The sequence below is a fragment of the Achromobacter pestifer genome, from assembly GCF_902859625.1.
In the GTDB taxonomy this organism is placed as follows: domain Bacteria; phylum Pseudomonadota; class Gammaproteobacteria; order Burkholderiales; family Burkholderiaceae_B; genus Achromobacter; species Achromobacter pestifer.
This window is the reverse complement of sequence record NZ_CADIJX010000001.1, coordinates 1,207,032-1,233,404: the sequence shown is the minus strand read 5'-3', so window position 1 is coordinate 1,233,404 and position 26,373 is coordinate 1,207,032. Positions and strand designations below refer to the sequence as shown.

Here is a 26,373-nt window from a genome sequence, read left to right as displayed (position 1 = left end):
GGACTTATGAAGAAGCGACTCCGTTTTTACGTCTTGTGGTCATTCCTGCTTATCGTGATTGCCGCCGCGGCAGCCGTGGGCGCCGCATGGAGCTGGATGCACCGGCCCTTGCATTTACCGGCCGACAGGATCGATTTTGTAGTGGACCCGGGCAGCAGCCCGCGGTCGGTCGCGCGCGCGCTCAATGCCGTGGGTGTGCCGATGTGGGAGCCCGGCTTTGTCTGGATGGCGCGCTTGACCGAACAGGACAAGCTGATGAAGGCCGGGGGCTACCAGGCCATCAATGGCGACACCCCCTGGTTGCTGTTGGCGCGGCTGGCGCGGGGCGACATGACCCAACGTCAGATCACGTTCCTGGAAGGCTGGACGTTCCGCCAGATCCGCCAGGCGCTGCGCGAGAATCCGGACGTCAAACAGACCTTGGGCGAGGTCAGCGATGAAGCGCTGATGGAGCGGCTGGGGTCGGACATCAAGCATCCCGAAGGATTGTTCTTCCCGGACACCTACATATTCACGCCCGGCAGCTCGGACTACGATCTGCTGCGCCGTGCGTATCAGGAAGGCCAACGCATCCTGGAGGAAACCTGGGCCAAGCGCCAATCAGACCTGCCGGTGGCCACGCCGTACGAAGCGCTGGTGTTGGCGTCGATCATCGAAAAGGAAACCGGCCACGGTCCAGACCGCCGCCGCGTGTCCGGCGTGTTCACCAACCGCCTGAAGATCGGCATGCTGCTTCAGACCGATCCGACCGTCATCTACGGCATGGGCGAGAACTATCAGGGCCGGATCCGCAAACGCGATCTACAGACCGATACGCCCTGGAATACCTATACGCGGCCCGGGCTGCCGCCCACGCCGATCGCGGCCGCGGGCCGGGCGGCGCTGCTGGCCGCGGTGCAGCCCGAGCAGCACAAGTACCTGTTCTTCGTCTCGCGGGGCAATGGCACCAGCGAGTTCGCGGAGAACCTGTCGGGGCATAACCGCAATGTTTCCCGGTACATTCTGGGCCAAGGACAAAACACGCGCCCGACCGCCGTGCCGGCGCCGGCTGGGGCTCCCGCTGCTGCACCTGCGGCCGCGCCCGCCGATTCCGGCGCGGCCGCCGGCTCCAGCCCCGATATCGATTCAGATACACCACAAGGACAAGATCAATGACTTCACGCGGACGCTTCATTACGCTGGAGGGCGTGGACGGCGCGGGCAAGAGCACGCACACCGTCTGGATCGCGGATTTCTTACGCGCTCAAGGCGTGGAAGTGGTGTCCACGCGCGAACCTGGCGGCACGCCGCTGGGCGAGAAGCTGCGCGCGCTGGTACTGACCGACACGATGGGGCTGGACACGGAAACCTTGCTGATGTTCGCGGCCCGCTGCGAGCATGCCCGGCAAGTGATCGAACCCGCATTGGAGCGTGGCGCCTGGGTGGTGTGCGACCGCTATACCGATGCGACCTACGCCTATCAGGGCGGCGGCCGTGGCCTGGGCGCCGAGCGCGTGGCCGTGCTGGAAGCGTGGATGCGGGCGGGCCAGCCCGACCGCACCTGGCTTTTCGATGTGCCGCTGGAGGTGGCGCGCGCCCGTCTGGCCGACGCCCGCGAACCCGACCGTTTCGAGCGCGAGGGCGCGGCGTTCTTTGAGCGCACCCGAGAGGCCTATCACGCCCGCGCCAAGGCCGAACCCAGCCGCATCCATATCGTGGACTCCACGCAGTCGATTGCCCAGATCCGCATTGAACTGGAAGCCGGGCTGCGCGAATTGCTGGCCGCGCAGGCATGAGCGCGCCCCAATTCCTGCCGTGGCAGATGGAAACGGCGCGGGCCTGGCTGGGCAATCGTGACCGTTTTGCCCATGCCTGGCTGGTGCACGGCCTGGCCGGCATTGGCAAATTGGATTTTGCGATCGCGGCAGCCGCCAGCCTGTTGTGTGAGACCCCCGAGAACGGCCTGGCCTGCGGCCATTGCGCTGCCTGTGCGTGGTTTGCCAGCGGTAACCATCCCGACTTGCGCCGCATCCGGCCCGAGGCGGTAGCGGTCGAAGAGGGCGCCGACGCCGCCGAGCCCGCGGAAGATGCCGAGCCCGCCACCGGCACCGCCAAGCGCGCGCCGTCCAAGGAAATCCGCATTGACCAGATCCGTTCGCTGGAATCCTGGTTCAACACGGCGACCCACCGGGGCGGATGGCGTGTGGCGTTGCTCTACCCGGCGCATGCCCTGAACGTGGTGTCGTCCAACGCCTTGCTGAAGGTGCTGGAAGAGCCGCCGCCGCATACGGTTTTCCTGTTGGTGGCCGATGCGCCAGATCGTTTGCTGCCGACCCTGGTGTCGCGCTGCCGCCGCTTGCCGCTGCCGGCGCCCGACCCGGAAACCTCGCTGCAATGGCTGCGCGACCAGAACGTCGAACCCGCGCGGGAATGGCTGGCGGCGGCCGGCGGTGCGCCGCTGGCTGCGCTGCGCCTGGCTCAGGCTGGCGAAGCTGCCTGCCCGCCGTGGCTGTCGCAGTTGATCGGCCCGCTTGCCCAAGGGCAGGCGCCCGATGTCGGCACCTTGGCCGAATCGCTGGAAAAAGTGCCAGCCAGTGAGTGGATCGATGCGTTGCAACGGGTGTACACCGACCTGATGCTGGCCAGCGCGGGTGCGCCGGTGCGTTACTTTCCGGCCTTGGCCGCGGGGGTGGCGCAGGTTGCCGCCCGCATGGACGCGGCCCGTGTGGCGGAAGCCGCGCGCTGGCTGACGCGGCAGCGCGCCCTGGCCACGCATCCCCTGAACGCCAAGCTTTTCGCGCACGCCACCTTGCAGCGCGTGGTGCTATCCTGCCAGGCGTAAGTCCCTGATTCAGCGGCGCTTCGCCCGGCAAGCCGGCGGGGCGCCGCAGTCCCTTTGTGTAGTCAAAACATGTACGTCGATTCCCACTGTCATTTGAATTTTCCTGAACTGGCGGCTGACTTGCCGGGCATTCTTGACCGGATGGCCGCCAACCAGGTGACCCATGCGCTGGTTGTCAGCGTCAATATGCCCGAATGGCCCGGCCTGATGTCCTTGGTTGAGCCGCAGCCGAATCTGTGGGCATCGGTGGGCGTGCATCCCGATTACGAAGATACGCCGGACCCCACGCCGGAAGAACTGGCCCGCCTGTCCGAGCATCCCAAGGTGGTGGCGATTGGCGAGACCGGCCTGGACTACTACCGCCTGTCGGAACCGTTGGATTGGCAGCGCGAACGCTTCCGCCGCCATATCCAGGCGGCTCGCGATACGGGTTTGCCGCTGATCGTTCATACGCGCTCGTCCGCCGAGGACACCGTGCGCATGCTGCGGGAAGAGAAGGCCGCTGAAGTCGGCGGCGTGATGCACTGTTTCACCGAGAACTGGGAAGTGGCGCAAGCCGCGCTGGATCAGAATTTCTATATCTCGCTCTCAGGCATCGTCACGTTCAAGAATGCGCAGGTGGTGCACGAGGTTGCCACCAAGGTGCCGCTGGACCGCCTGTTGATAGAAACGGATTCACCCTATCTGGCGCCCGTGCCGTATCGCGGCAAACTCAATGATCCGTCCAAGGTGATTCACGTGGCCGAGAAGATCGCCGACCTGAAGGGGATCACCGTGGCTGAAGTGGCACAGGCATCTACGGATAATTTCTTCCGTCTTTTCAATAAGATAAAGAAGTAATTTAATCTACTTTATTTAAAGTAATTTCTAGGAATGCCATGACCGCCCATGCTCCGACCGTCCGTCACGTCCTGTTGTCGCGTTGCCGGGGGGCGCTGCTGGCGCTGGCCGTCGGGCTTGCGGCGCCGATGGCGCACGCAGCCAGTCCCGGCGATTGGTGGGTCTATGTGGCTAACGACTATCCCGACGACATCAAGGCGCTGCTGGCTCAAGGGTCGGATCCCAACGTGCGCTACAAGAACGGCCAGCCCGCGCTGATGCGGGCCGTGGTGGATGGCGCCTGGAAAGTGTTCGATGTCATCGCGGCGGACAAGCGTACCGACGTCAATGCTGAAAACCCCGCGGGTGAAACGCCGTTGATGTATCTGGCGATTGCCGGCCAGACCGAACGGGCCAAGAAGCTGATCGCGCGCGGCGCCCAGGTCAACCGCCTGGGATGGACGCCATTGCATTACGCGGCCTCGAAAGGGCAGATGGAGATGGCACGCCTGCTGCTGTCCCAGAAGGCCATCGTCAACGCGCCGGCGCCAGGCGGCGAGACGCCGTTGATGATGGCGGCATTGGGCGGCAACAAGCAGATGGTCGATTTGCTGCTGAAGTCGGGTGCCGACGTGACCACCCGCGACCTGAAGGGCCAAAGCGCGGCTGACTGGGCGCGCAACGGCAAGTCGGCGTCGTTGGCAGCCGAACTGACGGACAAGGTTGCTCAGGCCGATGACGCCAAGCGCGCGCGCCGCGCGGCAAGTCCGGTGCCGGCAGAGGCCGATGCGACCGCGCTGCCGGAAGCGGCTCCGCCGACGGCATCGCCCCAGGTGCCAGCCGCTCCGGCCCCGGCCTCGGGCAGCGCCGCCGCACCTGCGGCAGCACCCAGCGTGGGTGGGGTGTCGGGCGTCAAGCTGAACAACTACGACACGCCGGCCTCGCCCTGAGGTCAGGCGCGGAAGGCCGGTCAGCCAAGGCTGGCCGGCCTGGCATGCCGCTTAGATCACGTAGTTTTTATAGCGCTCGATATATTCGCGGGCGCTGGCATTCAATTCGCGCACGCAGCGCTCGGCTTCGTCGGCGTTGCCGCGAACCATTGCGTCCAGCAGGGCGCGGTATTGCTTGATCCCCATTTCTGAACGGCCCGGCAGCAATGCCACGCGGCGCATCGACACACGGGTGCGATCGTAGATGCGTTCGATCATGTCGCTGAGCACGGGGTTGCGCGCCAACTCTTTGATGTGATTGCGGAATTGTTCGATCGTGGCCACGTGAGCCTCGATGTCGCCGTTCTTCAGGCTTTGCTCGAAGGGCTCGCCCAACAACGCCTGCATGGCTTCCCAATCGGCAGGCGTGGCATTGGCGATGGCCAGCCGCACGGCCAAGCCATCCAGCGCTTCGCGCACCTGATAGAGCCGATACGTGGTTTCCATATCCACCAGGGCCACGACAGCCCCTTTATTGGGGACTCGTTCCACCAGCGCGCGGTCTTCCAGCGTGGCCAGCACTTCACGTGCCTTGGCGCGCGGAATGTCGTAGGCACGGGCCAGATCCTCTTCAGGCACGCGGGTGCCTGGCAGCAACGCCTGCGAAGCGATGCGTTCCCGCAGGTCAAGAATGACTTCGTGGGTCGAGGCCGCCTTGCGCTGTTCTGTCGTGGCGGCGTCAGAGGGGGGATTGGCGCGTTTCGTGGGCATGTAGGCACCTGGATTAAGTGGGGCCAAGCATAGCATTATTTTGAACTCAAGATTGTGCACAATCTAGGATGCTAAATTGTAAATTGTCGTTGACACAATAAAACGCACAAGAATATAGTGGCTTCACTTCGTCGGCTTACCCACGCATCCAAGGAGCCCAGGGCAATGAAAGACGCCGTGCAGTCATCTCAACTTCCGGGCCAGCAGTGCCAGGCCTACCTGAAGCGGCGCAATGACGCCGTGGCCTTGGGTGTGGCCAACGGCCCGCCGGTCTTTGCGGAACGTGCCGCTGGCGCGACGCTGACGGACCTGGACGGCAACGCCTTCATTGATTTCGCCGGAGGCATCGGCACCCTGAATGTGGGGCACGCCCATCCCGAGGTGGTCGCGGCAGTTCAGGCCCAGGCCGAGCGCTATCTGCACACCTGCTTCAATATCGTCATGTACCCGGGCTACATCGAATTGGCCGAAGCGCTGATCGACCTGGTGCCGGGCAACTGGCCCAAGAAAGTCATGTTGCAGACCACGGGCGCGGAAGCGGTGGAAAACGCCATCAAGGTGGCGCGGCGTGCCACGGGCCGGCAGGCGGTGGTGGCGTTTGAAGGCGCGTTTCACGGCCGGACCTACATGGCGCTGTCCCTGACGGCCAAGGCGCCTGCCTACAAGAGTGGTTTCGGCCCGTTTGCCCCGGAGGTATACCGTGCACCGTTCCCCGTGCGATACCGCTCGGACTTGAGCGAGGCGGCATGCGCTCAGGAGGCGTTCGACGCATTTCGCCGGCTGGTGGAAACCGAGATCACGCCGGAGCAGTTGGCAGCCGTGATCATCGAACCGATCCAGGGCGAAGGCGGCTTTCATGACGCGCCGCCGGCTTTCCTGCAAGCGTTGCGGGCCTACTGCACGCAACACGGCATCGTGCTGATCGCCGACGAGATCCAGTCGGGCTTTTGCCGCACCGGGGAATGGTTCGCCACCACGCATGCGGGGATCGAAGCCGATCTATACACCCTGGCCAAATCCATGGGCGGCGGCTTGCCCATCGCAGCGCTGGTGGGCCGCGCCGATCTCATGGACGCGCCCAAGGTCGGCGGCCTGGGTGGCACCTATGGCGGCAATCCATTGGCGTGCGCCGCGGCACTGGCGACGATTGCGGTCATGCGGCGCGAAGACTATCCGGCCCGCGCCCGTGATGTGGGCGCACGGGTACGCGCACGCTTTGCCGACTGGGCCACGCGCTTTGGCATCGTGGGCGATGTGCGCGGCCTGGGCGCCATGGTGGCGTTCGAGGTGGTCCAGGACAAGACGGGGCGCGAGCCGGCTGGCGATCTGGCTGCGCACATCGTGCAGGCGGCCTACCAGGGCGGACTGATTCTGGTGAAAGCGGGCTTTCACGGCAACGTGATCCGGTTTCTGGCGCCCCTGTGCATTTCGGAAGACGAGCTCGCCCGCGGGCTGGACATTCTGGAGCGCGCGGTAGCGGATACCCAGCAAGCGGCCGATACCCGTGCGCTGCACGCGGCATAAGGAGCATTCCATGCATACGCTGTTGAAACTGAAGAATGCCCGCAAAGTCGTCAGCCAACTGGGGGCTGCCCGGCCTGGCATGGAAGTGCTGGTGCTGTACGACCTGTACACCCACCACAATGTCGAAGCGTTGGCCATTGCCGTCGATGAGGCTGGCGCTGGCTTGAACTTGCTGCAAATCGCTGGCTCAGCGCGGCACGGCCGACAGCTTTCACCCGTGGTCGCCCAAGCCATGCAGGCGGCGGACCTGGTGATTGCGCTGACCCGCGCGAATGCCGCGCACACGGATGCTCGCCAACAAGCGACCCGCGCAGGCGTCGGGGTGATCGTCCTGCCGGAATCGCATCAGGCGGACTTCTTTCTGGCCGAGGGCTGGGAAGCCGACTTCGATGCCTTGCGCCCGCAGATCGAAGGCTTGGCGGATGCCCTGACACGCGCAGACACGGCTCGGGTGACCACTGAGCTGGGCACCGATGTCACGATGAGCATCGCCGGCCGTCGGGGCAGGGCGCTGCATGGGTTTGCGAACACGACCGACATTTCGGCCGGGTATTGCCTGGAATCCAGTTTGGCGCCCGTGGAAGGAACGGCGGAAGGCGTGATCGTGGTGAACGCCAGTATTCCCGGCGTATCGCTGATTCGTGACGAGCCGGTGCGCATCCATATCGAAAAGGGCATGGCGGTGTCGATAGAAGGGGGCGAAGTGGCTCGGCAGTTCCGCGATCTGCTGGCCAGTTTCAACGACCCGCTGGTCTACAACCTGGGCGAACTGGGTGTGGGCATGAACCCGCGCTGCCAGCTGGACGGCACCATGTTGTCAGACGAATCCGTCTACGGGTCGATCCAATTGGCACTGGGCACCAGCGCCTATATCGGCGGCACGGTCAAGGCGGCGGCACACTACGACACCATCGTCACGGATGCCACCTTGACCCTGGACGGCCACGTGGTGTTGCAAGGCACCGAACTGCGGCTGGGGGATGCGGCATGAGCATCGACCTGAGCCGTGAACCGAACGGCGTGGCGACGGTGCTGATGAACCGTCCGGCCAAGCGCAATGCGTTCACGCTGGATATGTACCGGGAGTTCGGCCGAGCCATGGATGAGCTGGACGCCGATGACGCCGTGCGCTGCGTGGTGCTGCGCGGCGCGGGCGGCGCCTTTTGCGCAGGCAGCGACATCGGAGGGTTTGGCGACGACCGCGACGGCGCGGCGCAGGCGGCGGATTACGCCCGCTTCACGCTGTCGATGACGGACAGGCTGAAACATCTGCGCCACCCGACATTGGCTTGCATCGAAGGGGTGTGCGTGGGGGGCGGCCTGGAACTGGCTGCGCTATGCGACATCCGGATTGCCGGGCGCAGCAGCCGCTATGGCATCCCCGTCAATCGTATTGGTCTGACCGTGGACCACCAGGAAATGGCGGACCTGATAGCGGTGATTGGCGCCTCGCGGGTGCTGGAAATCCTGTTGGAAGGCCATGTTTTTGGCGCCGAGGAAGCCATGTCCAAAGGCCTGCTGAGCCGGGTGGTGGATGACGAACAGGTGATTGAACAAGCCTACGCCACGGCCGGGCGCATCGCCGCCGCCGCGCCGCTGGTGAACCGCTGGCACAAGCGTTTCACCCAGCAACTGCGGACGGGGCATCCGTTGACCGATGCAGAGCGCAGCGAAGCCTATGCCTGCTTCGGCACAGAAGACTATCGGCGCGGACGCGAGGCGTTTGTGCAGAAGCGGGTTCCTGAATTCATCGGCCGCTGAACGGCCATCGACTTGAAACGGATCTGACATGACTGAAGCAGCATCCCCCCTGGCCGGCATCAAGATCCTGGATCTGTCCCAGATCATGGCTGGCCCGTATTGCACGATGGTGCTGGCCGACCTGGGCGCCGAGGTCATCAAGGTCGAGAAGACGGGCGCGGGCGACGATTCCCGCGAGATGGGCCCCTATGTGAAGGGGGAGTCCACCTGTTTTGCGCAGATCAACCGCAACAAGCAGGGCATCGCGCTCAACTTGAAGGATCCCGAGGCGCGCGAGGTGCTGTACGAGCTGGCGCGCTGGGCCGACGTGGTGGTCGAGAACTACCGGGTCGGCGTGACCCGGTCGCTGGGCGTGGACTACGAGACGCTTTCACGAATCAATCCGCGCTTGGTGTATTGCTCGATTTCCGGCTATGGGCAATCCGGGCCGTATGCGGGCAAGGGCGGCTTCGATCTGGTGGCGCAAGGCATGAGCGGCATCATGAGCATGACGGGCGAACCGGGCGGCAGGCCGCTGAAGTCCGGCATCGCCATCTATGACGTGGGGGCGGGACTGACCGCCGTCTATGCCATCCTGGCCGCCTGCATCCACCAGATGAAGACGGGCGAAGGCCAGCACATCGACATTGCCTTGGCTGAATGCGGCTTGCCGTGGTTTGTGTGGGAGGCCGCTGCCTACTTCGCGGACGGCACCGTGCCCGAAGGCACGGGTAGCCGGCACCGAGTGTCCGCGCCATACCAGGCGTTTGGCACGCGCATGGGGTTCATCATGATCGGGGCCGCCAACCAGCGCACCTGGGAGCGCCTGTGCATCGACGTGCTGGAGCGCCCTGAACTGGTCACCGACCCGCGTTTCGTGACCAATTCCGACCGGCTGACGCACATCGCAGAGCTTGAGCCAATTCTCGAGGCCGAGTTCGCGCGTGCCGACGCGACGGAATGGATTGCACGCTGTGAACGCGCCTCGGTGCCTTGCGGACCCATCAATGATTTCGGTCAGGCGATGCAGGATCCGCACTACCTGGCGCGCGGCATGGTGCAGGAACTGGATCACCCCGTGCTGGGCGCGATGAAAACCATCGGCATTCCCACCAAGTTCTCGCGGACACCGGGCGCGTTGCGCACGGCGGCGCCGCTGATGGGCCAGCATACCGACGAGGTACTGCGGCGTTTCGGCGTGCCCGAGGACAGGATCGCGGGCATGCGTGCCCGAGGAGTGATCGCGTAGTCCAGACACCCGCAGCAGGCAGTACCGAAGTTGCATCCGAGCCACAGGGGACGCCGGCACAGCATGCGCCGGCGGCTATTCGAAGTTGAACAACGATGTTCACGCCGCAAGGAACCTTCATGACGCAGCCCATCCATCTTTCCCGACGCGATTTTCTCGCGGCCGGCGCCGCGCTTGCCGCATCCGGCGCGATGCCCGGCCTGGCCTGGGCTCAAGCCCCGGCAGCCTCGCCATTTCGCCTAGGCGCGCTTAACTCCATCACCGGCGTCGGCGGGCCCTATGGCCCCGCCATGCTGGAGGCCATCAAGATCGCCATTGCGGAAGTCAACGCCGCAGGCGGCGCGGCAGGCCGGCAGATACAGCTGTACGCCGAAGACGACCAAACCAAGCCCGATGCGGCCGTGTTGGCTGTGAAAAAGCTGATCGAAATCAACAAGGTCGAGGCGGTGGTGGGCATCTGGCCGTCGTCGGTGGGGTTGGCTGCCATGCCGATCACCAACGCGGCGGGCCTCATCACCATGAACACCTGCGGTGCGCCCGAGATGCTGACCGAGAACAAGCAGGGGCTGGCGTGGATGTTCCAGGCGTCCAACGCCGTGTTCGGCCGCGCATTCGCGGAAGTGGCGCGTCAACGTGGCTTCAAGCGGCCGGCCGTGATGGCGTTCAACAATTCCACCTTTGTCGGACAGGCCAACTACTTCCGGGATGCGTGGCGGGAGAAGGGCGGCGACGTCAGTGCGTTCACCGTCTACGAGCCGAACCAGACCACGTACCGCACCGAGCTGAACAAGGTGCTGGCGTCCAAGCCGGATGTCATTTCGCTGAGCGCCTACCGTCCAGACGCCACCATCATTCTTAAAGAATGGTTCCAGACCGGCCAGGACTGCAAATTCATCATGCCGGGCTGGACGGCCAATGAGGATCTGGTCAAGGCGCTGGGCAAGGAAGCGACCGAGGGCATTATCTCGATCTCCAACGTGGCGGCGCACGAGCATCAGGCGTACAAGCGCTTCGCCGCCGAATTCCGCAAGCGCACGAAGCGCGAGCCGGACATTTTTGCGTCCCAGTCCTATGACATGGTGATCACACTGGCGCTCGCCATCGAGGCGGCGGGTGCCAAGGCGGATGTGGCAGCGATCAACGGCAAGATCCGCGCGGTGACGGCGGAGGGCGGCGGCGAGAAAGTCAGCGATTTCGCCCAAGGGCAGGCGCTGCTGCGCGCAGGCAAGCCAGTGGACTACGACGGCGCGTCGTCGCGATTGGACTTCGGCAAGCAGGGCGAGACCGTGCCCGATTTTGGCGTCTTCGACATACGCGACGGCAAGCTGGTGCTCAACGAAGTCATCGCCGGCAAAGTCTGACGACCATACCAAGGGGAACATAAGATGGATGCAATCACCGTCATCAACGCCGGTATCAACGGCGTTGTGATCGGGATGCTGCTGGCGTTGCCGGCATTGGCGATTACGCTGGTGTTTGGCATTGCCCGCTTTCCCAACGCCGCCAGTGGCGATTACATGACGCTGGGGGCCTACGCGGCCGTATTCACCCAGGCGCTGGTTGGAGGGTCCGTGCTGGTGGGAGGCCTGGTTGCCGTGGCGGCGACCACTGCCGTCAGCCTTTTCTTCTACGCCTGGGTCTTCCGCCCGCTGGAATCCCGCTCGAATGTGTCGCGCTTGATCGCCTCGATCGGCGTCGCGTTCGCCTTGCGCAGCACGATCACCTTCTTTGCCGGGCAGGATCAGTACACCTTTGATCTTCCCCTGACGCGGGCGTGGAACTTCGGGGGCGTGCGCATCCTGCCCATCGATCTCTACATCGTGGGCATCGCGGTGGGCGCGCTGGCCCTGGTCTTCGCCCTGATGCACATGACGCCGACGGGACGTCGCATGCGCGCCGTGGCCGACAACCCTGAACTGGCCGCGGCCAGCGGCATTCGCGGACGGCGCGTCATGATCACGTTATGGAGCATCGCCGGCGCCTATTGCGGCCTGGGCGGCGTGCTGCTGGGCATCAAGGCGGTGGTGATTCCGGAGCTGGGCTGGGAATTGCTGATGCCCATGTTCGCCGCCGTGATCCTGGGCGGCATCGGCAACCCCGTGGGCGCCATTGCCGGGATCATGATTTTCAGTATTGCCCAGGAGGTCGCCAGCCTGGTGGTGGGGCCAGCCTACAAGATTGTTTTCGCGTTCGCGGTGCTGCTGTGCGTGTTGCTGCTGCGACCCCAGGGTATTTTCGGCCGGCCGATGGCGGCGAGGTGACATGATGGAAGCCTATCTGATTGCAATCGCCATCGGGGTCCTGATCTATATGCTGCTGGCGTTCGGCCTGTCGCTGCACTATGGATTCACCGGACTGATCAACTTTGGCCACGTCGGTTTCTTCGCGATCGGCGCGTACACGTCGGCCCTCCTGTCGCTCAAGGGCGTGCCGATGCCGGTTTCCATGGCGGCGGCGGCCGCGTTTGCCGCACTGTCGGCCTATCCACTGGGCATGATCGCGCTACGGTTGGGAAGTGACTACCTGGCCATCGTGACCCTGGGATTCTCGGAATCCGTGCGCATGGTCTTGCAGACGGAGGAATGGTTGACGCGCGGCATGCATGGCTTGCCTGGCATCCCGCGCCTGTTCGCAGGCTGGGCGTCGCCGCAAACCGTGGACCTGTGGATCATGCTGTTGTTGCTGGCGGTCAATGCGGGCGCGTTGCTGCTGATTCACCTGGTCATCCGCAGCCCCTTCGGCCGCGTGATCGAGGCGGTGCGGGACAACGAGGTCGCCGTGCGCGCCCTGGGCAAGGATCCGGCCAAGTTCAAGACGCGCTCTCTGATGCTGGGGGCAGGGCTGGCGGGCCTGGCCGGCGCGTTCCAGGCGCACTACCTGACCTTCATCAGCCCCGAGCAGTTCGTGCCGCTGATTACGTTCTACATCTGGATCGCCATCATCTTGGGCGGAGTCGGTCGTCTGAGCGGCGTGGTGGCGGGGACGGTGTTGCTGGTCGGATTCCTGGAAGGTTCGCGCTTCGTGCGGGATTTCGTGGGGGGAATTTCAGAGGTGCAGATGGCCAGCGTACGCATCGGCATCATCGGCATCGCACTCATCTGCGTGGTGCTGTATCGGCCGCAGGGCCTGTTCGGCAACACCTCGACTCGCAGGAGAAAGGCATGACGCTGCTTTCCATCAAAGGGCTGAGCGCCAGCTTCGGCGGCTTCAAGGCGCTGGACGACGTCTCGGTGGAAGTTCGCAAGGGCGAGCTGGTCGGGGTGATCGGCACCAACGGCGCGGGCAAGAGCACGCTGTTCTCCGTGGTCACGGGATACATCCCGCCTACCTCGGGCTGCGTGCGCTTCGCGGACGAAGACATTACCGGCGTGGCCGTGCATCAACGGGTGCGACGCGGCCTGGCGCGCACGTTCCAGGTGCCGCGCGAATTCAGCCAGCTGACCGTCTTTGACAACATGATGGCGGCGGCGCCGGATCAGCGCGGTGAAAAACTATCCGCGTTGGTCTTCGCGCGCCGCGAGGTGGCTCGCGAAGAAGCCCGCAATGCCGAACGTGTGCATGAATTGCTGGCGTTCCTGAACCTGTCGCGGGTGGCGGACGAGCCGGCCGGCAAGCTTTCGGGCGGACAGAAGAAGCTGCTGGAACTGGGCAGGCTGCTGATGCTGGAACCGCGTTGCATCTTGCTCGATGAGCCGTTCGCGGGCGTCAATCCGGTGCTGATCGAAGAGCTGTCGGCGCGTATCGTGGAATTGAACCAACGCGGCCTGACGGTGGCGATCATCGAACACAACCTGGATGAGCTGGCGCGCATCGTGCCGCGCATGTATGTGATGGATCGGGGGCGGGTGATTGCGGAAGGCGCACCCGATGGCGTGCTGGCCAACGAGCGCGTACGCGAAGCCTACATGGGAGGGGTGATATGAGTCTGCTCGTCATGCAGGACTTGTCCGGCGGCTATGCCGACGTGGACATCGTCAGCGGGATCGATATGACGGTGGAGGACAACGAGATCGTCACCATCGCCGGCACCAATGGCGCGGGCAAGTCAACGCTGGTCAAGGCGGTGATGGGGCTGTTGCCGCGGATGGCGGGGACGATGACGTTTGATGGCCGGGATCTGCTGGCACTGCCCGTCGAGGAGCGTGTGCGTCTAGGCATCTCGTACGTGCCTCAGGTGCGCAATGTGTTCGGCGCATTGACCGTGCTGGAGAATCTTCAGGTGGTCGAGCACGTGCAGGGGCGCGAGCAACGTATCCGCGACATGTTCGACCTGTTTCCGGCCCTGGCCGGACGCCGCAAGACGCATGCTGAGAACCTGTCCGGCGGCGAACGCCAGCAACTGGCGTTTGCCCGGGCGCTGATGTCTTCGCCACGCTTGATGGTGCTGGACGAGCCCTCGGCCGCGTTGTCGCCAGCCCTGACCGAGCAGGTATTCGCGGAGGTGCGCCGGTTGCCGCAGATCGGCGTGGCCGTGCTGATGGTGGAGCAGCGTGCGCGCCAGGCGCTGGCGTTCAGCGACCGGGGCTACATCCTGGACTCGGGCCGGATCGTGCTGACGGACTCCGGACAGGCATTGCTGGCCAATCAGAACATGAGCGATCTGTACATCGGGCGGGGCGGTCATCCGTCCGGCGCTCACCCGCCGGCCTGAGACCGCACCGTCTTCGCCAGCCCCCTTCATCGACATTCAGGAGCCGTACCTTGCCTTCTTCCGACACGATTGATCGCCCGGCGTCCGTTACGCGCCGGCCTGCGCCTACCGCTATTGCCGCGCTGACGGCCACCGAGGGGCTGGCGGCGCTGGAGCAGGGCCGCCTGACTTGCGAGGCCTGGACTCGGGCCTGCCTGGACCGCATCGACGAACGCAACGCCGGCGTCAAGGCCTGGGTGCGGCTTGATGCCGATGGGGCGCTGGCGCGGGCGCGAGAGTGGGACCGCCACGGTCGCCGAAGATTGCTGGACGGGGTGCCGCTGGGCATCAAGGACACCATCGACACCGCCGACATGCCCACGGAACTGGGCGATCCGGAGATCTTTCCCGGGCGCCAGCCCGAGGCCGACGCGCCGGTCGTGACGCAGGCGCATGACCTGGGCTTTAACGTACTGGGCAAGAACACCGTATCGCGGCACGCCATCATGTTGCCCGGTCCCGCTCGCAACCCGCACGACCTGAACCACACGCCCGCTGCCTCGTCCGCGGGTTCTGCCGCCGCCGTCGCGGACTTCATGACGCCGCTGTCCATCGGTACGCAGACGGCGGGATCTATCCTGCGGCCATCCGCCTTTTGCGGCGCGGTGGGGTTCAAGCCCACGCTGGATGCCATTCCGTATGTTGGCATCCGGCGCTATTCGCGGGTGCTGGACGTGATTGGCCCGATTGCCCGCAGCGTGGATGACGCGGCGCTATTCATGCGTGCGTTCACGGGAGACCCGCGCTTTGGTTCGAGCCTGCCAGTGCGCACTGACTTCCGGGTGGGCGTATGGCGTCCGAAGGATTGGGCCGACACCGAGCCGTGCATGCAAGAGAGCTTTGTCGCGAACCTGCGCGCCTTGTCCGCGGCGGGCGTGACGGTGACCGAGCTGACCATGCCGGCGGCGTTCGACACGATGGGCGAGGCGCAGGACGTGATCATGGCCTATGACCTGGCCCGCGAATATGCCGCGCTCAAGCGCGACCATGCACACCTGTGTGATCCGGGGTTGATCGACTATCTGAACATGGGCGAAGGATTGTCGGCCGCAGACTACGCCGGGGCGCTTGACGCCGCGGATGCCTGCCGCCGAGCCTTCTACGACGCCGCGCGTGACGTGGATGCCGTGGTCATGCCATCCACGCTGGGTGAAGCCCCGCTGGCCAGCAGCACCGGTAGTTCGGCGTTCATCCGTATCTGGTCCTTATTGCATAACCCGTCCATCACGTTGCCGGTGGCGCGCGGGCCCAATGGCCTGCCGTTGGGTTTCCAGATGGTGGGATTCGTCAAGGAAGATGCCCGGCTGCTGTATTGGGCCCGTTGCGCCGAGCGCATCCTGGGGTCGACCGCCCATCAAGCCTGAGCCCGGTCCTTGGCCGTAGCGAGTACAGATTCCGAGGCGGCTCGTCGGCCGTTTCGGACGGTTTGGCGCCTTTTGGCGCCTTTTTTTTATCCTGCTGTTCGGGGTTTTCCCTGTTATTTCTCAGTATTCGGGAATCTAAACATAGGATATAGCCGGAAATTGATAATCTGAGCGCTGTTCGCTTGGAGCAATATCTTGATGTCGGATCCCTCAGTAGGGGCGGGCGCGGATCGCGTCCTCTACGTGTTGGCCACCTTGGCCCGGCACGATGGCCCCCTGACCATCGCCGCCCTGGCCGAGAAGACCGGCTTGGCGCAAAGCACGCTGTACCGTCAGGTGGCGTTGCTGAAACGCTGGGGATTCGTGGCCGAGCATGAAGGTGAATACGGGCCAGGACCGTTGTGCGTCCAACTGGCCTGGGGCTTTGACCAGTCGTCTTTCCTGATCCATGAAGCGCAACCGGACATGGCCGCGCTGGCGGCGGCATCCGGGGAAACCATCGGCCTGCTGGTGGCCGTCAAGGACCAGGCCGTCTGTCTGGACATGGTGGAAAGCCAGCATCCGTTGCGCTGTTCCTTCACGAAGGGGCGTGGCCTGCCGCTGGCGCGTGGCGCGTCGGCGAAATCGTTGCTGGCCTTCATGCCGCTGGCCCGCTTGCAGACCGCGTTGGCCTATCTGGCCGCCGAAGCTGGCGTGGATGCGGCCCGTTTGGCCGGTGAACTGGAAACGATCCGAGCGCTAGGCTATGCCGTGACCGACAGCGAGGTTGACGCCGGTGTCTGGGGCGTCAGCGTGCCGATCTTCCAGCGCCCCAATCAGGCTGTCGCCTCCATCACGCTGATGGCGCCGTCCACCCGTGCCGCCCAACGCCCCCAGGCGTTCATCGATCTGACTGTCGCCGCTGCCCGGCGCATTTCTGAACGTTTGAAGGTGCATTGACCGGCGGTTTGTTCGCCTTGCGCCGCTTTTCTGCCGTTTTTCTTGCTGCTTCGTTGCCGCCTCTTTGAATTCCACGCTGTACCGCATCTTCCGCCGCATTTCTCCGCCGTACTCATCGCCGCACCTCATTCCCATAGGACTGACCATGACCACTCGCCGCACATTGCTGACCGCCGCCCTGACGCTGGGCCTGGCCTGGAGCGCGGGCCCCGCGCACGCCCAGGAAACCATTCGCGCCGTCACTGACGCCACGTTCCCGCCGATGGAGTTTGTCAAAGATGGCAAGCGCACCGGCTTTGATATTGAATTGGTCGAGGCGCTGGCCGGCGCCATGGGCAAGAAAGTCGAGTGGATCGACATCGACTTCAAGGGCCTGATTCCTGCATTGCAAGCCGGCCGGGCCGACATCGCCGTGTCTGCCATCTACATCACGCCCGAGCGCAGCAAGGTCGTGGACTTCACCGACCCGTACTACGCCGGCGGCCTGGTGGTGCTGACGAAAACGGACAGCCCCATCAAGACGCTGAAGGACCTGGACGGCCGCAAGGTGTCGGTGCAGGTCGGCACGAAGTCGGTCAACTATCTGAAGGATCACTTCCCCGCCGTGCAGCGCGTGGAAGTGGAAAAGAACCAGGAGATGTTCAATCTGGTGCAGATCGGTCGCGCTGACGCCGCGGTGACTGGCAAGCCCGCCGCGAAGCTGTTCGCGCAAAGCACCCCGGGCCTGACGGTGTTGAACGACCAGGTGACCACCGAGGAATACGGGATTGCCGTGCCCAAGAGCAAGCCTGAACTCACTCGTGAGATGAATGCCGCATTGCAGAAGCTCAAGGCCGACGGCAGCTATCAGGCCATCGTGAACAAGTGGTTTGAGGCTCCCGCGAAATGAACTTGGATTTTGCCCCCGTCTTTGCGGACTTCGACTCGCTGCTGCGAGGCGCGCTGGTCACCGTCGAGGTGACTGCCGGCGCCTTGCTGCTGGGTTGCATCATCGGCCTGCTGGTCGGCGTCGGCCGGCTGAACCCGCAGCGCCGCATCATCTATAACCTGTGCAGCACGTATCTGCTGTTCTTCCGCGGCACGCCCTTGCTGGTGCAGTTGTTCATCTGGTTCTTCGGCCTGCCTCAGTTTGGCGTGACTCTGCCGGCGTTCGCCTGCGGGGTGTTGGGCCTGGGCATGTACTCCGGCGCCTACGTGTCGGAAATCGTGCGGGGCGCGATCCAGTCCGTGGATCGCGGCCAGACGGAAGCCGCGCGTTCGCTGGGCATGTCTTCCGGCCAAGCGATGCGCATCATCATCCTGCCGCAGGCCGTGGTGCGCATGATTCCGCCGCTGGGCAACGAATTCATCGCGCTGATCAAGAACTCGGCGCTGGTGTCGTTGTTGACCATTCACGATCTGATGCATGAAGGGCAGAAGATCATCAGCGTGTCGTATCGCTCGCTGGAAACGTATCTGGTGGTGGCTTTGATCTACTTGGTCCTGACCACGGCCGCCATGGTGGTGTTGCGCAAGGTGGAACACCGCCTGCGCGCCGGGGGGATGGTGCAATGAACCAGTTCGGTAATTCTCAGGAAATGATCCGCATCCGCGGCCTGCACAAAGCCTACGGCGATCACGCGGTGCTGCGCGGCATCGATTTCGACGTGCAGCCTTCGCAGGTGGTGGTCGTGATCGGGCCCAGCGGGTCGGGCAAAAGCACCTTGCTGCGCTGCTGCAACGGATTGGAAGTGGCGCAAGCCGGCACCGTGGACATCTGTGGCCAAACCTTGTTGGACGAGGGCAAGCTGCTGCCGGAGGCGCAACTGAATCAGTTGCGCATGCAGGTGGGCATGGTGTTCCAGGGCTTCAATCTGTTTCCCCACCTGTCCGTGCTGGACAACGTTACGGTCGGCCCGCGCACCTTGCGCGGGATGGGCCGCGACAAGGCCAATGCGCTGGCCGAAGACCTGCTGAGGAAAGTGGGTCTGTCCCAGAAGGCGGCGGCGATGCCGGCCAGTCTGTCGGGCGGGCAGAAGCAGCGCGTGGCCATCGCCCGTGCGCTGGCCATGCAGCCCAAGGTCATGCTGTTTGATGAACCGACCTCAGCGCTGGATCCGGAGTTGGTGGGCGAAGTGCTGCAAGTCATGAAGCTGCTGGCGCGTGAAGGCATGACGATGATGGTCGTGACGCACGAGATGGGCTTTGCCCGGGACGTGGCGGACGTGGTGGCGGTGATGGACGGCGGCGTGATCCTGGAGTCAGGCCCGCCAGAGGTGATCTTCAGCCAGCCGCGCGAACCGCGCACCCGGGAATTCCTGCAAGCCGTGCTGAACGCGGGGCAGGGAGCAGCGGCATGAGCACCACGCAACTGGATAAGAGCCTGTGGAAGGCGCGGGACGACAGCGCCGAACAAGGGGATACGCGCCGCCTGGCGCATATTGTCGAGTCCGCCGCCGGGCTGGTCGAGAAGGGCGAACCGGTGTTGCTGGGCTTTGCCTGCGATGCCGGCGTGGCGCGCAACCAGGGGCGCATTGGTGCGGCGGAAGGCCCCGCCGGCATACGCAAGTTCATGGCGGGCTTGCCCGCGCACGGCATGGTGCGTCTGTTGGATGCGGGTGACGTGGTGTGCGTGGGCGATCAGTTGGAAGACGCCCAGGAGCGCCTGGGGCTGCGCGTGGCGGAACTGCTGGAGCAGGGCGCCAGGCCGCTGGTGCTGGGCGGTGGCCACGAGATCGCCTGGGGCAGCTTCCAGGGCCTGGCCCGCTGGCTGGAGGCGCACGGCGATACCGATCCTGTGCTGGTGCTGAACCTGGATGCGCATTTTGACCTGCGTACCGGGCGCCCGGGCAGCTCGGGCACGCCGTTCGACCAGATTGCCCGCTATTGCGAGGCACGCGGTCAGGCATTGCAATACGCCTGCCTGGGCGTGTCGCGGCTGGCCAATACGCCGGCGTTGTATGCGCGGGCGGCCGAGGTGGGCGCGGTCTGGGTCGAGGATCACGACATGCAGGAGCGCCATCTGGAGGCCCGCTTGGCCAACGTGGACGCCTTGCTGGCCCGGGTGCGCCACGTCTATCTGACGATCGACCTGGATGTGCTGCCTGCTGCGGTCATGCCCGGCGTGTCCGCGCCAGCGCCTTACGGCGTGCCGATGTCCGTGGTCGAGGAAATCGTGCTGCGGGTCAAGGCCAGCGGCAAGCTGCGCCTGGCGGACATGGCGGAGTACAACCCACGCTTCGATGTGGACGGGCACGGCGCCCGTGCGGCGGCGCGCTTGGCGTGGCAACTGCTATCGGCCTGACGGCGGACGTGGCCATTGAAGGGGGCGGCTTTCTATGGAAGGGCTGCCCCTTTTTTCATTGCCGCGTCCGGTGCTGGGCAGGGTGGACGCTTGTGGATTCGCGGCTTAGGATAGGGGCAGCTTCAAGACCGGGCTTGTGACCCGTCGGGTATCCGCCACTTTAATATGTCCCTATTTAAAATATTTTATATTTAAATGGGGACGCTATTATTTTCGTGGATAAAATGGCGCAACTTTGTCAGGAGATCATGCTCATGTCTCACACTCCCACCCATGCCTTGCCGTCTTATCTGAATGCCGATGACCTCGGCCCCTGGGGTAATTACCTGCAACAAGTCGACCGGGTCACCCCGTACCTCGGCTCCCTGGGTCGGTGGGTCGAGACCCTGAAGCGCCCGAAGCGCTCGCTGATCGTCGATGTGCCGATCGAACTGGACAATGGCACGATCGCCCACTTCGAGGGCTATCGCGTGCAGCACAACGTGTCGCGCGGCCCGGGCAAGGGCGGCGTGCGTTTCCACCAAGACGTGACGCTGTCCGAAGTGATGGCGCTGGCCGCCTGGATGTCGGTCAAGAACGCTGCGGTGAACCTGCCGTACGGCGGCGCCAAGGGCGGCATCCGCGTTGACCCGCGCACGCTGTCCCAATCCGAACTTGAGCGCATGACGCGCCGCTACACCAGCGAAATCGGCGTCATCGTTGGCCCGTCCAAGGACATCCCGGCGCCTGACGTGGGCACCAACGCCCAGACGATGGCCTGGATGATGGACACGTATTCCATGAACGAAGGCGCTACCGCCACCGGCGTGGTGACCGGCAAGCCGATCGCACTGGGCGGCAGCCTGGGCCGCGTCGAAGCCACCGGCCGCGGCGTGTTTGTCGTGGCGTGCGAAGCCGCCCGCGACTTGAATATCGACGTCTCCAAGTCCCGCGTGGTCGTGCAGGGCTTCGGCAACGTGGGCGGCACCGCCGCCCGTCTGTTCCATGAAGCCGGCGCCAAGGTCATCGCCGCGCAGGATCACACCGGCACGGTGCACAATCCGGAAGGCCTGGACGTCCACAAGCTGCTGTCGCATGTGTCGCAACACGGCGGCGTGGGCGGCTTCTCGGGCGGTCAAGCATTCGACAAGGATGAATTCTGGACGCTGGAAACCGAATTCCTGATCCCCGCCGCTCTGGAAAGCCAGATCACGGCAGCCAACGCCGCCAAGGTGCGCGCGAAGGTCGTGGTGGAAGGCGCCAACGGCCCGACCACGCCGGAAGCGGATGACATCCTGGCTGAACATGGCATCTACGTGGTGCCGGACGTGCTGGCCAACGCCGGCGGCGTAACGGTGTCCTATTTTGAATGGGTGCAGGATTTCTCCAGCTTCTTCTGGAGCGAAGAAGAGATCAACCAGCGCCTGGAACGCATCATGCGCGAAGCCTACGGCGCCGTGTCGCAAGTGGCCAAGGAACACAAGGTCACGCTGCGTACCGCTGCGTTCATCGTGGCTTGCACCCGGATTCTTCAAGCGCGCCAAGTGCGCGGCCTGTATCCGTGATGACTGAATCGGCGATGCGTTCTTGAACGACTCGCCGAGGAGGCAGAGGAAGACAAAAACAGAAATCGCCCCGCAAGGGGCGATTTCCATTTCAGGAGAAACCCATGACGCAAGGCTTGCCATCCACGACGCTTGCCGTGGACCCCGCTTGGATCGATGCATACGGCCACTTGAACGCCGCCCACTACGTGGGGATTTTTGACCGCGTTGGATTTGAACTGCTGAGCCAGGTCGGCGTGGGGCTGGACTACACCGAGGCCACGCGCTGCGGCATCTATACGATGAACGTGCATGTGGCTTATTTGCGTGAAGTCCTGGCAGGGGATCCGCTGATGTTGCAGGTCCGCTTGTTGGAGTCGGATAGCAAGCGGCTGCTGTGCCTGATGGAGCTGGTGCAAACCCGCGATGGCTATCTGGCGGCCACGATGGAGCAGCTGTCTTTGCATGTGGATCTGAATACGCGGCGGGCCACGCCGTTTCCCGATGCGTTGGCGGCGCGGCTGGCAAGCACGGTCAGCGAGCACGCAACGCAACCACTGCCCAAGGGTTATCGACGGCTGCTGCCGCTGCAAGGAACGCGCTGAGCTTTCCGCACCGGTGCAGGCAGCTTGCCCTGGGGAGTTTACCGGGGCGTTTGCGCTGGTTGCCTTGTGGGAAAGAAGGCGAATGTTGCTTGTTAACACACCCCCATGACAGGTTTGCGACCGCGCCTTACACTTGCCCGGGTGTGGAGCTCAGGCTACAAGCAGCCTTTTTTTTCGAGATCTTGGACGGGTTTTCCTTGCGTCTAGAAAACTGACACATTGCGTCCCTAGAATTCGTTACTGCCATGCGCCGCACGCCACTTGCCATGCAAGTCAAGCCACCTGCGCATGTATGTTCAATCAAAGGGATTACGCAATGAAAAAGACTCTGCTCGTCTCCGCGCTCTTCGCGGCCATGTCCGGCCTGGCCCATGCCGAAACGTCGGTGACGCTGTACGGCCTGATCGACACTGGTATCGGCTTCCAGCAAATCAAGGGCAATAACGATTACAAAGAATCGAAGTTCGGCATGGTCAATGGCGTGTCGAGCGGTTCGCGTTGGGGCCTGCGCGGCGCCGAAGACCTGGGCGATGGCCTGAGCGCTGTGTTCACGCTGGAAAGCGGCTTCAATTCGGCCAATGGTCAATCGGGCCAAAGCAGCCGTCTGTTCGGCCGCCAAGCCACCGTCGGCCTGAAGGCTGATTCGTGGGGCCTGCTGGAATTCGGTCGCCAGACCAACATCGCGTCGAAGTACCTGGCCGCGATCGATCCGTTCGCCGGCAGCTACGGCCAAGCCAACGTTGGCGTGGCGTTCAGCGCCGCCAACACGGTTCGCTACGACAACATGGTTCAGTACTCGACCCCGTCGTTCAGCGGCTTCCAGTTTGGCGTCGGCTACTCGTTCAACGCAGCAGACACCACCGCTGCGCAAACCGGCTTCAAGACCGCCGACAACACTCGCGCCATCACGACCGGCCTGCGCTACGTCAATGGCCCGGTGAACGTCGCCCTGACCTACGACCAGTTGAACCCGGCTAGCCAGTTGAACAACGACGCAACGCCCAAGTCCTGGACGGTTGCCGGCGCGTACGACTTTGAAGTGCTGAAGTTGGCATTGGGCTTTGGCCAGACCCGTGATGGCTGGTTCACCGGCCAAAGCATCAACTCGTTCGGCAGCGGCAGCCCCGCAGCCACCAGCTTTGGCACGAACGTCGCCGTGTCGGGCTTCAAGGCCAATTCCTACCTGGTCGGCCTGACCGTGCCGCTGGGCGCCAGCAGCATCCTGGCTTCGTGGCAGCGTGCTGACCCGAACGGCAACCCGCTGACGGCTGGCAACGATTCGACGATGAACGTCTACAGCATCGGCTACACGTACAACCTGTCCAAGCGCACCAATCTGTACGCGCTGGGTTCGTACTCCACCGACTTCGCGTTTGTCGACGGGCTGAAGAGCTCCGTGGGTATCGTGGGTGTGCGTCACCGCTTCTAAGCGCCTGACGTGAGCCGGCGGCGGGCGTGCAGGTCACGCGCCGCCGGTTCCTTCAGGCCGCGGTTGCATTGAGCGGATTGGGCGTCTTACCCGGCCATAGACGCGAAAAAAGCGGCCACCTCCCTAGCTCCACTCTCAGTCCGCTCACCCGAACCCCGGTCTTGAAAAGACCTTGCGCGCTGCGGCGCGTGCGAACGCCGGCAACAGACAGATGTCTATTGCCGGCGTTCGCGTATTCAGCAGCGTCAGGGGCGTCGGCCTTGCCTTGCGTTGGCTTCAGCGGCCCCCGTGCGCGGGTCTAGGACTTCGGCAGCAATTCCGGCTTCAGGATGCCGCGCAGATCGGCATAGGGAATTGCCAGCTCGGGCTCGCCATGCGAGTAGGGGGCAATGGAATAGGCGTCGTACTTCACGACGATGCCATCGCGGGTCAGCGCGAAATTGTCGCTTTCCTGGAACGGCCACATCTTGTTGTACGTCGTGGGATCCCGCTTGGCGTCAGGATTGCCCGTCAGCCACTTGGCGTGCGCTCGTTGCAGCGCCGCGACGTAGTCCGCGCGGCGGCCGGGAATCAGCGCTTCGTCCAGGCTCATGACGCGATCGCGGCTACGCTCCCAGTTCAGATACTGGGTGGCCGGGATGCCATGGGCGGCGCCGGTCAGCATCTGCTCGGTGTGCAGTTCGATCGACACGATATCGCCCACGGTGTCCTTCACGCTGGCCTTGAAATAGGTAGCGTCGCGCGGGCGTGCCGTGGACCAGAAATACTGGGTGTATTCCGACAGCGTGTTGTAGGGGCCGCGCCGATTGGCGTCGGTGCCGGTCATGTAGGCCAGCACGTGGTCCACCAGCGCCGTCAATTTCGGGATGCCGGGAAACGCCACGCTGTCGATTTCAATGCGCGGGCAATCGCCTTCGCAGCCGGGCTTGTTCGACGCCCACTTGATGCGTTCGGTGGACAGGTCTCCCACTTTCTCCGGCGTGGAGGAAGTGGGGGTGGCCAGCGTGATGTTCGCTGGCGGCGCACTGCCGCAGCCGGCAAGCGCCAACAGGGCTGCGCCCAGAACCAGACCGCTTATCGCGCCTTGCGGCGTGAATGTGCGACGCATTGAACTACCTCCAAAAAATCAAGGCTTTACCGTCAGGGCACCACGCCCGTCCATTCAGGGGTGGAGAACTTTTCGTCTGCCTGTTGCTGGGCGCGTGCCAGCGTGTCGCTGCCGATCTGCCCGGGGGTCAGACGGTGCAGGCCAGCAAAAGTTTCCACCATGCGGTCGATGATGACCTCGCGCGCCAGTCCGGTCTGCGTGCGCAGCGGGTCGACACGCTTCTTGGCGCTGGTGGTGCCTTTATCGGAAAGTTTCTCGCGGCCGATGCGCAGGACTTCCACCATTTTATCGGCGTCGATGTCATAGGACATGGTGACGTGGTGGAGCACGGCACCGGCACGGCGGGCTTGCGCGGCGCCGCCAATCTTGCCGATGTCGGAGGCGATGTCGTTCAAGGGTTGGTACCAGGCCTTGATGCCCAGGCCTTGCAGCGCGGCGAGCACCCAGGCGTCCAGAAAGGCGTAGGACTCCTGAAAACTCATCCCGTGCACCAGCGCTTGCGGCGCGCTGAGCGAATACGTGATGGAGTTGCCAGGTTCGATGAACATCGCGCCGCCGCCGCTGACACGGCGCACGACTTCGATGCCGTGACGCTTGGCGCCTTCCGGATCGACTTCATTCTTCAGGGATTGGAAACGGCCGATCACGACGGCGGGGGCGGACCACTCCCAGATGCGCAAGGTGGGCGGACGCTGGCCCGCGCCGACTTCATCGGTGATGACGGCGTCCAGCGCCATGTGCAGCGCCGGAGCCTGGGGAGCGTCATGAATCAATTGCCAGTCGTAGTCGTTCCAGTCAGTGCGCGTCATGCAAGCGCCCTCCGCAAGACGATGGCCACGGCCTCGGCGGAAAACCCGAACAACTCGGCATCGGCGGGCAGGGCGGATTGGACGGCCACGGCCAGCTCCAGTTCACCGGCGTCCGCAGGCATGCCGTTCAAGCCGGCATTGATGGCCTCAAGCGCTTCGGGCGGTTCAAGAAAAAAGTCACCGCTGATGCGCACATTGGCCAGACGGCCATCGCGCACTTCCAGATCCGCGACGACCAGTTTGCCGCCGGGGACTTTGTATTCGCCATGCATGGGCGCTCCTTGCAAAATCATGCACTAAAACTACAGGCTGAGCTTCATGCCATCGTGGCTGGCCGTGAAGCCCAGGCTTTCATAGAACCTGCGCGCATCCGGGCGTGCACGGTCGGTGGTCAGCTGGACCAGGCCGCATCCCTGAATGCGGCATTGCTCGATCGCCCACTCGAACATGGCGCGTCCCAGGCCGTGGCCGCGCGACGACGAGGCGATGCGCACGCTCTCGATCTGTCCACGCCATTGGCCCTGCCGCGACAGGCCGGGTATGAACGATAACTGCAAACAGCCAACCAGGTGTGAATCCTGCTCAACCACCGCCAGGAATTGATTGGAATCCTGGTTGATGGCGGCAAAGGCGGCGACGTAGCGGGGATTCGGCGGAACGGAAGCGTCTTCGCGCGTTGCGCCCAATTCGTCGTCGGCCAGCATCGCGACGATATGTGGCAGGTCTTCGGTGCGGGCGCGGCGGAACAACAGGGTTGGCACTGTCATGGG

Annotated in this window: 28 protein-coding genes; 23 read left to right on the top strand and 5 right to left on the bottom strand. The window is 64.1% G+C overall.

All coding sequences use genetic code 11. From position 1 onward, the window contains the following. The first annotated feature begins 6 nt into the window (after window positions 1-6). The 5 genes from mltG to HV753_RS05305 all read left to right on the top strand — a co-directional run bounded on the left by mltG (window position 7) and on the right by HV753_RS05305 (window position 4,590). Window positions 7-1,155: an endolytic transglycosylase MltG gene (mltG, locus tag HV753_RS05325; RefSeq protein ID WP_175173350.1), complete on the top strand. Its 1,149-nt coding sequence runs from the start codon at window positions 7-9 to the stop codon at window positions 1,153-1,155. Beyond that, window positions 1,152-1,775 carry a dTMP kinase gene (gene tmk / locus HV753_RS05320; RefSeq protein WP_175173349.1) on the top strand — a complete coding sequence of 208 codons (624 nt, stop codon included), beginning with the start codon at window positions 1,152-1,154 and terminating at the stop codon, window positions 1,773-1,775. Before mltG ends, tmk begins: the two co-directional genes overlap by 4 nt. Continuing rightward, entirely contained in the window at window positions 1,772-2,821 is a 1,050-nt protein-coding gene (holB, locus tag HV753_RS05315; RefSeq protein WP_175173348.1) for a DNA polymerase III subunit delta', read from the top strand. The genes tmk and holB overlap by 4 nt, the downstream gene beginning before the upstream one ends. Before the next feature lie 69 nt (window positions 2,822-2,890). Further along, window positions 2,891-3,661, top strand: coding sequence for a TatD family hydrolase (locus tag HV753_RS05310; protein ID WP_175173347.1), 771 nt, complete (start codon window positions 2,891-2,893; stop codon window positions 3,659-3,661). A 38-nt stretch (window positions 3,662-3,699) separates the two neighbouring features. Next, window positions 3,700-4,590, top strand: a complete 891-nt coding sequence (locus HV753_RS05305) for an ankyrin repeat domain-containing protein (protein ID WP_175173346.1) — start codon at window positions 3,700-3,702, stop codon at window positions 4,588-4,590. Between the two features lie 51 nt (window positions 4,591-4,641). Here the strand turns inward: HV753_RS05305 and HV753_RS05300 are convergent, their stop codons facing one another. Then, window positions 4,642-5,340, bottom strand: a complete 699-nt coding sequence (locus HV753_RS05300) for a GntR family transcriptional regulator (protein WP_175173345.1) — start codon at window positions 5,338-5,340, stop codon at window positions 4,642-4,644. 165 nt (window positions 5,341-5,505) lie between these two features. On the opposite strand from HV753_RS05300, the gene gabT reads away from it, so the two are divergent. The 18 genes from gabT (at window position 5,506) to HV753_RS05210 (ending at window position 23,686) form a co-directional block, all read left to right on the top strand. Further along, window positions 5,506-6,864, top strand: a complete 1,359-nt coding sequence (gabT, locus tag HV753_RS05295) for a 4-aminobutyrate--2-oxoglutarate transaminase (protein WP_175173344.1) — start codon at window positions 5,506-5,508, stop codon at window positions 6,862-6,864. A gap of 10 nt (window positions 6,865-6,874) precedes the next feature. Beyond that, on the top strand, window positions 6,875-7,855 hold the full coding sequence (locus tag HV753_RS05290; protein ID WP_175173343.1) for an aminopeptidase: 981 nt from the start codon (window positions 6,875-6,877) through the stop codon (window positions 7,853-7,855). Next, window positions 7,852-8,625, top strand: coding sequence for an enoyl-CoA hydratase/isomerase family protein (locus HV753_RS05285; RefSeq protein WP_175173342.1), 774 nt, complete (start codon window positions 7,852-7,854; stop codon window positions 8,623-8,625). The genes HV753_RS05290 and HV753_RS05285 overlap by 4 nt, the downstream gene beginning before the upstream one ends. 28 nt (window positions 8,626-8,653) lie before the next feature. Next, entirely contained in the window at window positions 8,654-9,853 is a 1,200-nt protein-coding gene (locus HV753_RS05280) for a CaiB/BaiF CoA transferase family protein (RefSeq protein ID WP_175173341.1), read from the top strand. 119 nt (window positions 9,854-9,972) lie between these two features. After that, on the top strand, window positions 9,973-11,214 hold the full coding sequence (locus tag HV753_RS05275) for an ABC transporter substrate-binding protein (RefSeq protein ID WP_246288157.1): 1,242 nt from the start codon (window positions 9,973-9,975) through the stop codon (window positions 11,212-11,214). 24 nt (window positions 11,215-11,238) lie between these two features. Further along, complete coding sequence (locus HV753_RS05270) at window positions 11,239-12,114, top strand: branched-chain amino acid ABC transporter permease (RefSeq protein WP_175173339.1); 876 nt, start codon at window positions 11,239-11,241, stop codon at window positions 12,112-12,114. 1 nt (window position 12,115) lies between these two features. Continuing rightward, window positions 12,116-13,018 (top strand): branched-chain amino acid ABC transporter permease, encoded by a 903-nt coding sequence (locus HV753_RS05265; RefSeq protein WP_217481435.1) that lies wholly within the window; start codon window positions 12,116-12,118, stop codon window positions 13,016-13,018. Continuing rightward, on the top strand, window positions 13,015-13,776 hold the full coding sequence (locus HV753_RS05260) for an ABC transporter ATP-binding protein (RefSeq protein ID WP_175173338.1): 762 nt from the start codon (window positions 13,015-13,017) through the stop codon (window positions 13,774-13,776). The genes HV753_RS05265 and HV753_RS05260 overlap by 4 nt, the downstream gene beginning before the upstream one ends. Continuing rightward, window positions 13,773-14,504 (top strand): ABC transporter ATP-binding protein, encoded by a 732-nt coding sequence (locus HV753_RS05255; protein WP_175173337.1) that lies wholly within the window; start codon window positions 13,773-13,775, stop codon window positions 14,502-14,504. Before HV753_RS05260 ends, HV753_RS05255 begins: the two co-directional genes overlap by 4 nt. Before the next feature lie 50 nt (window positions 14,505-14,554). Further along, window positions 14,555-15,907 (top strand): amidase, encoded by a 1,353-nt coding sequence (locus tag HV753_RS05250; RefSeq protein WP_175173336.1) that lies wholly within the window; start codon window positions 14,555-14,557, stop codon window positions 15,905-15,907. 198 nt (window positions 15,908-16,105) lie between these two features. Beyond that, window positions 16,106-16,846, top strand: a complete 741-nt coding sequence (locus tag HV753_RS05245; RefSeq protein ID WP_175173335.1) for an IclR family transcriptional regulator — start codon at window positions 16,106-16,108, stop codon at window positions 16,844-16,846. A 145-nt stretch (window positions 16,847-16,991) separates the two neighbouring features. Further along, window positions 16,992-17,735, top strand: a complete 744-nt coding sequence (locus HV753_RS05240) for a transporter substrate-binding domain-containing protein (RefSeq protein WP_175173334.1) — start codon at window positions 16,992-16,994, stop codon at window positions 17,733-17,735. Further along, window positions 17,732-18,400, top strand: coding sequence for an amino acid ABC transporter permease (locus HV753_RS05235; protein WP_175173333.1), 669 nt, complete (start codon window positions 17,732-17,734; stop codon window positions 18,398-18,400). The genes HV753_RS05240 and HV753_RS05235 overlap by 4 nt, the downstream gene beginning before the upstream one ends. Then, window positions 18,397-19,185 (top strand): amino acid ABC transporter ATP-binding protein, encoded by a 789-nt coding sequence (locus tag HV753_RS05230; protein WP_281370964.1) that lies wholly within the window; start codon window positions 18,397-18,399, stop codon window positions 19,183-19,185. The genes HV753_RS05235 and HV753_RS05230 overlap by 4 nt, the downstream gene beginning before the upstream one ends. After that, window positions 19,182-20,129, top strand: coding sequence for a formimidoylglutamase (hutG, locus tag HV753_RS05225; RefSeq protein ID WP_175173332.1), 948 nt, complete (start codon window positions 19,182-19,184; stop codon window positions 20,127-20,129). The genes HV753_RS05230 and hutG overlap by 4 nt, the downstream gene beginning before the upstream one ends. A 254-nt stretch (window positions 20,130-20,383) precedes the next feature. Then, window positions 20,384-21,673, top strand: a complete 1,290-nt coding sequence (locus HV753_RS05220) for a Glu/Leu/Phe/Val family dehydrogenase (protein WP_175173331.1) — start codon at window positions 20,384-20,386, stop codon at window positions 21,671-21,673. 104 nt (window positions 21,674-21,777) lie between these two features. Next, window positions 21,778-22,257: a thioesterase family protein gene (locus HV753_RS05215; protein ID WP_175173330.1), complete on the top strand. Its 480-nt coding sequence runs from the start codon at window positions 21,778-21,780 to the stop codon at window positions 22,255-22,257. Window positions 22,258-22,573: 316 nt separating this feature from the next. Further along, window positions 22,574-23,686, top strand: coding sequence for a porin (locus HV753_RS05210; protein WP_175173329.1), 1,113 nt, complete (start codon window positions 22,574-22,576; stop codon window positions 23,684-23,686). Between the two features lie 298 nt (window positions 23,687-23,984). On the opposite strand, the gene HV753_RS05205 is transcribed toward HV753_RS05210, so the two are convergent. Genes HV753_RS05205 through HV753_RS05190 form a run of 4 tightly spaced genes read right to left on the bottom strand, consistent with a single transcriptional unit; the run spans window position 23,985 to window position 26,370 of the window. Beyond that, window positions 23,985-24,794: an RsiV family protein gene (locus HV753_RS05205; RefSeq protein ID WP_175173328.1), complete on the bottom strand. Its 810-nt coding sequence runs from the start codon at window positions 24,792-24,794 to the stop codon at window positions 23,985-23,987. A 32-nt stretch (window positions 24,795-24,826) separates the two neighbouring features. Beyond that, complete coding sequence (locus tag HV753_RS05200) at window positions 24,827-25,603, bottom strand: lipoate--protein ligase family protein (protein WP_175173327.1); 777 nt, start codon at window positions 25,601-25,603, stop codon at window positions 24,827-24,829. Next, window positions 25,600-25,875 (bottom strand): lipoate-protein ligase small subunit, encoded by a 276-nt coding sequence (gene lplB, locus HV753_RS05195; protein WP_175173326.1) that lies wholly within the window; start codon window positions 25,873-25,875, stop codon window positions 25,600-25,602. The genes HV753_RS05200 and lplB overlap by 4 nt, the downstream gene beginning before the upstream one ends. Window positions 25,876-25,905: 30 nt before the next feature. Next, entirely contained in the window at window positions 25,906-26,370 is a 465-nt protein-coding gene (locus HV753_RS05190) for a GNAT family N-acetyltransferase (RefSeq protein WP_175173325.1), read from the bottom strand. Between the last annotated feature and the right edge of the window lie 3 nt (window positions 26,371-26,373).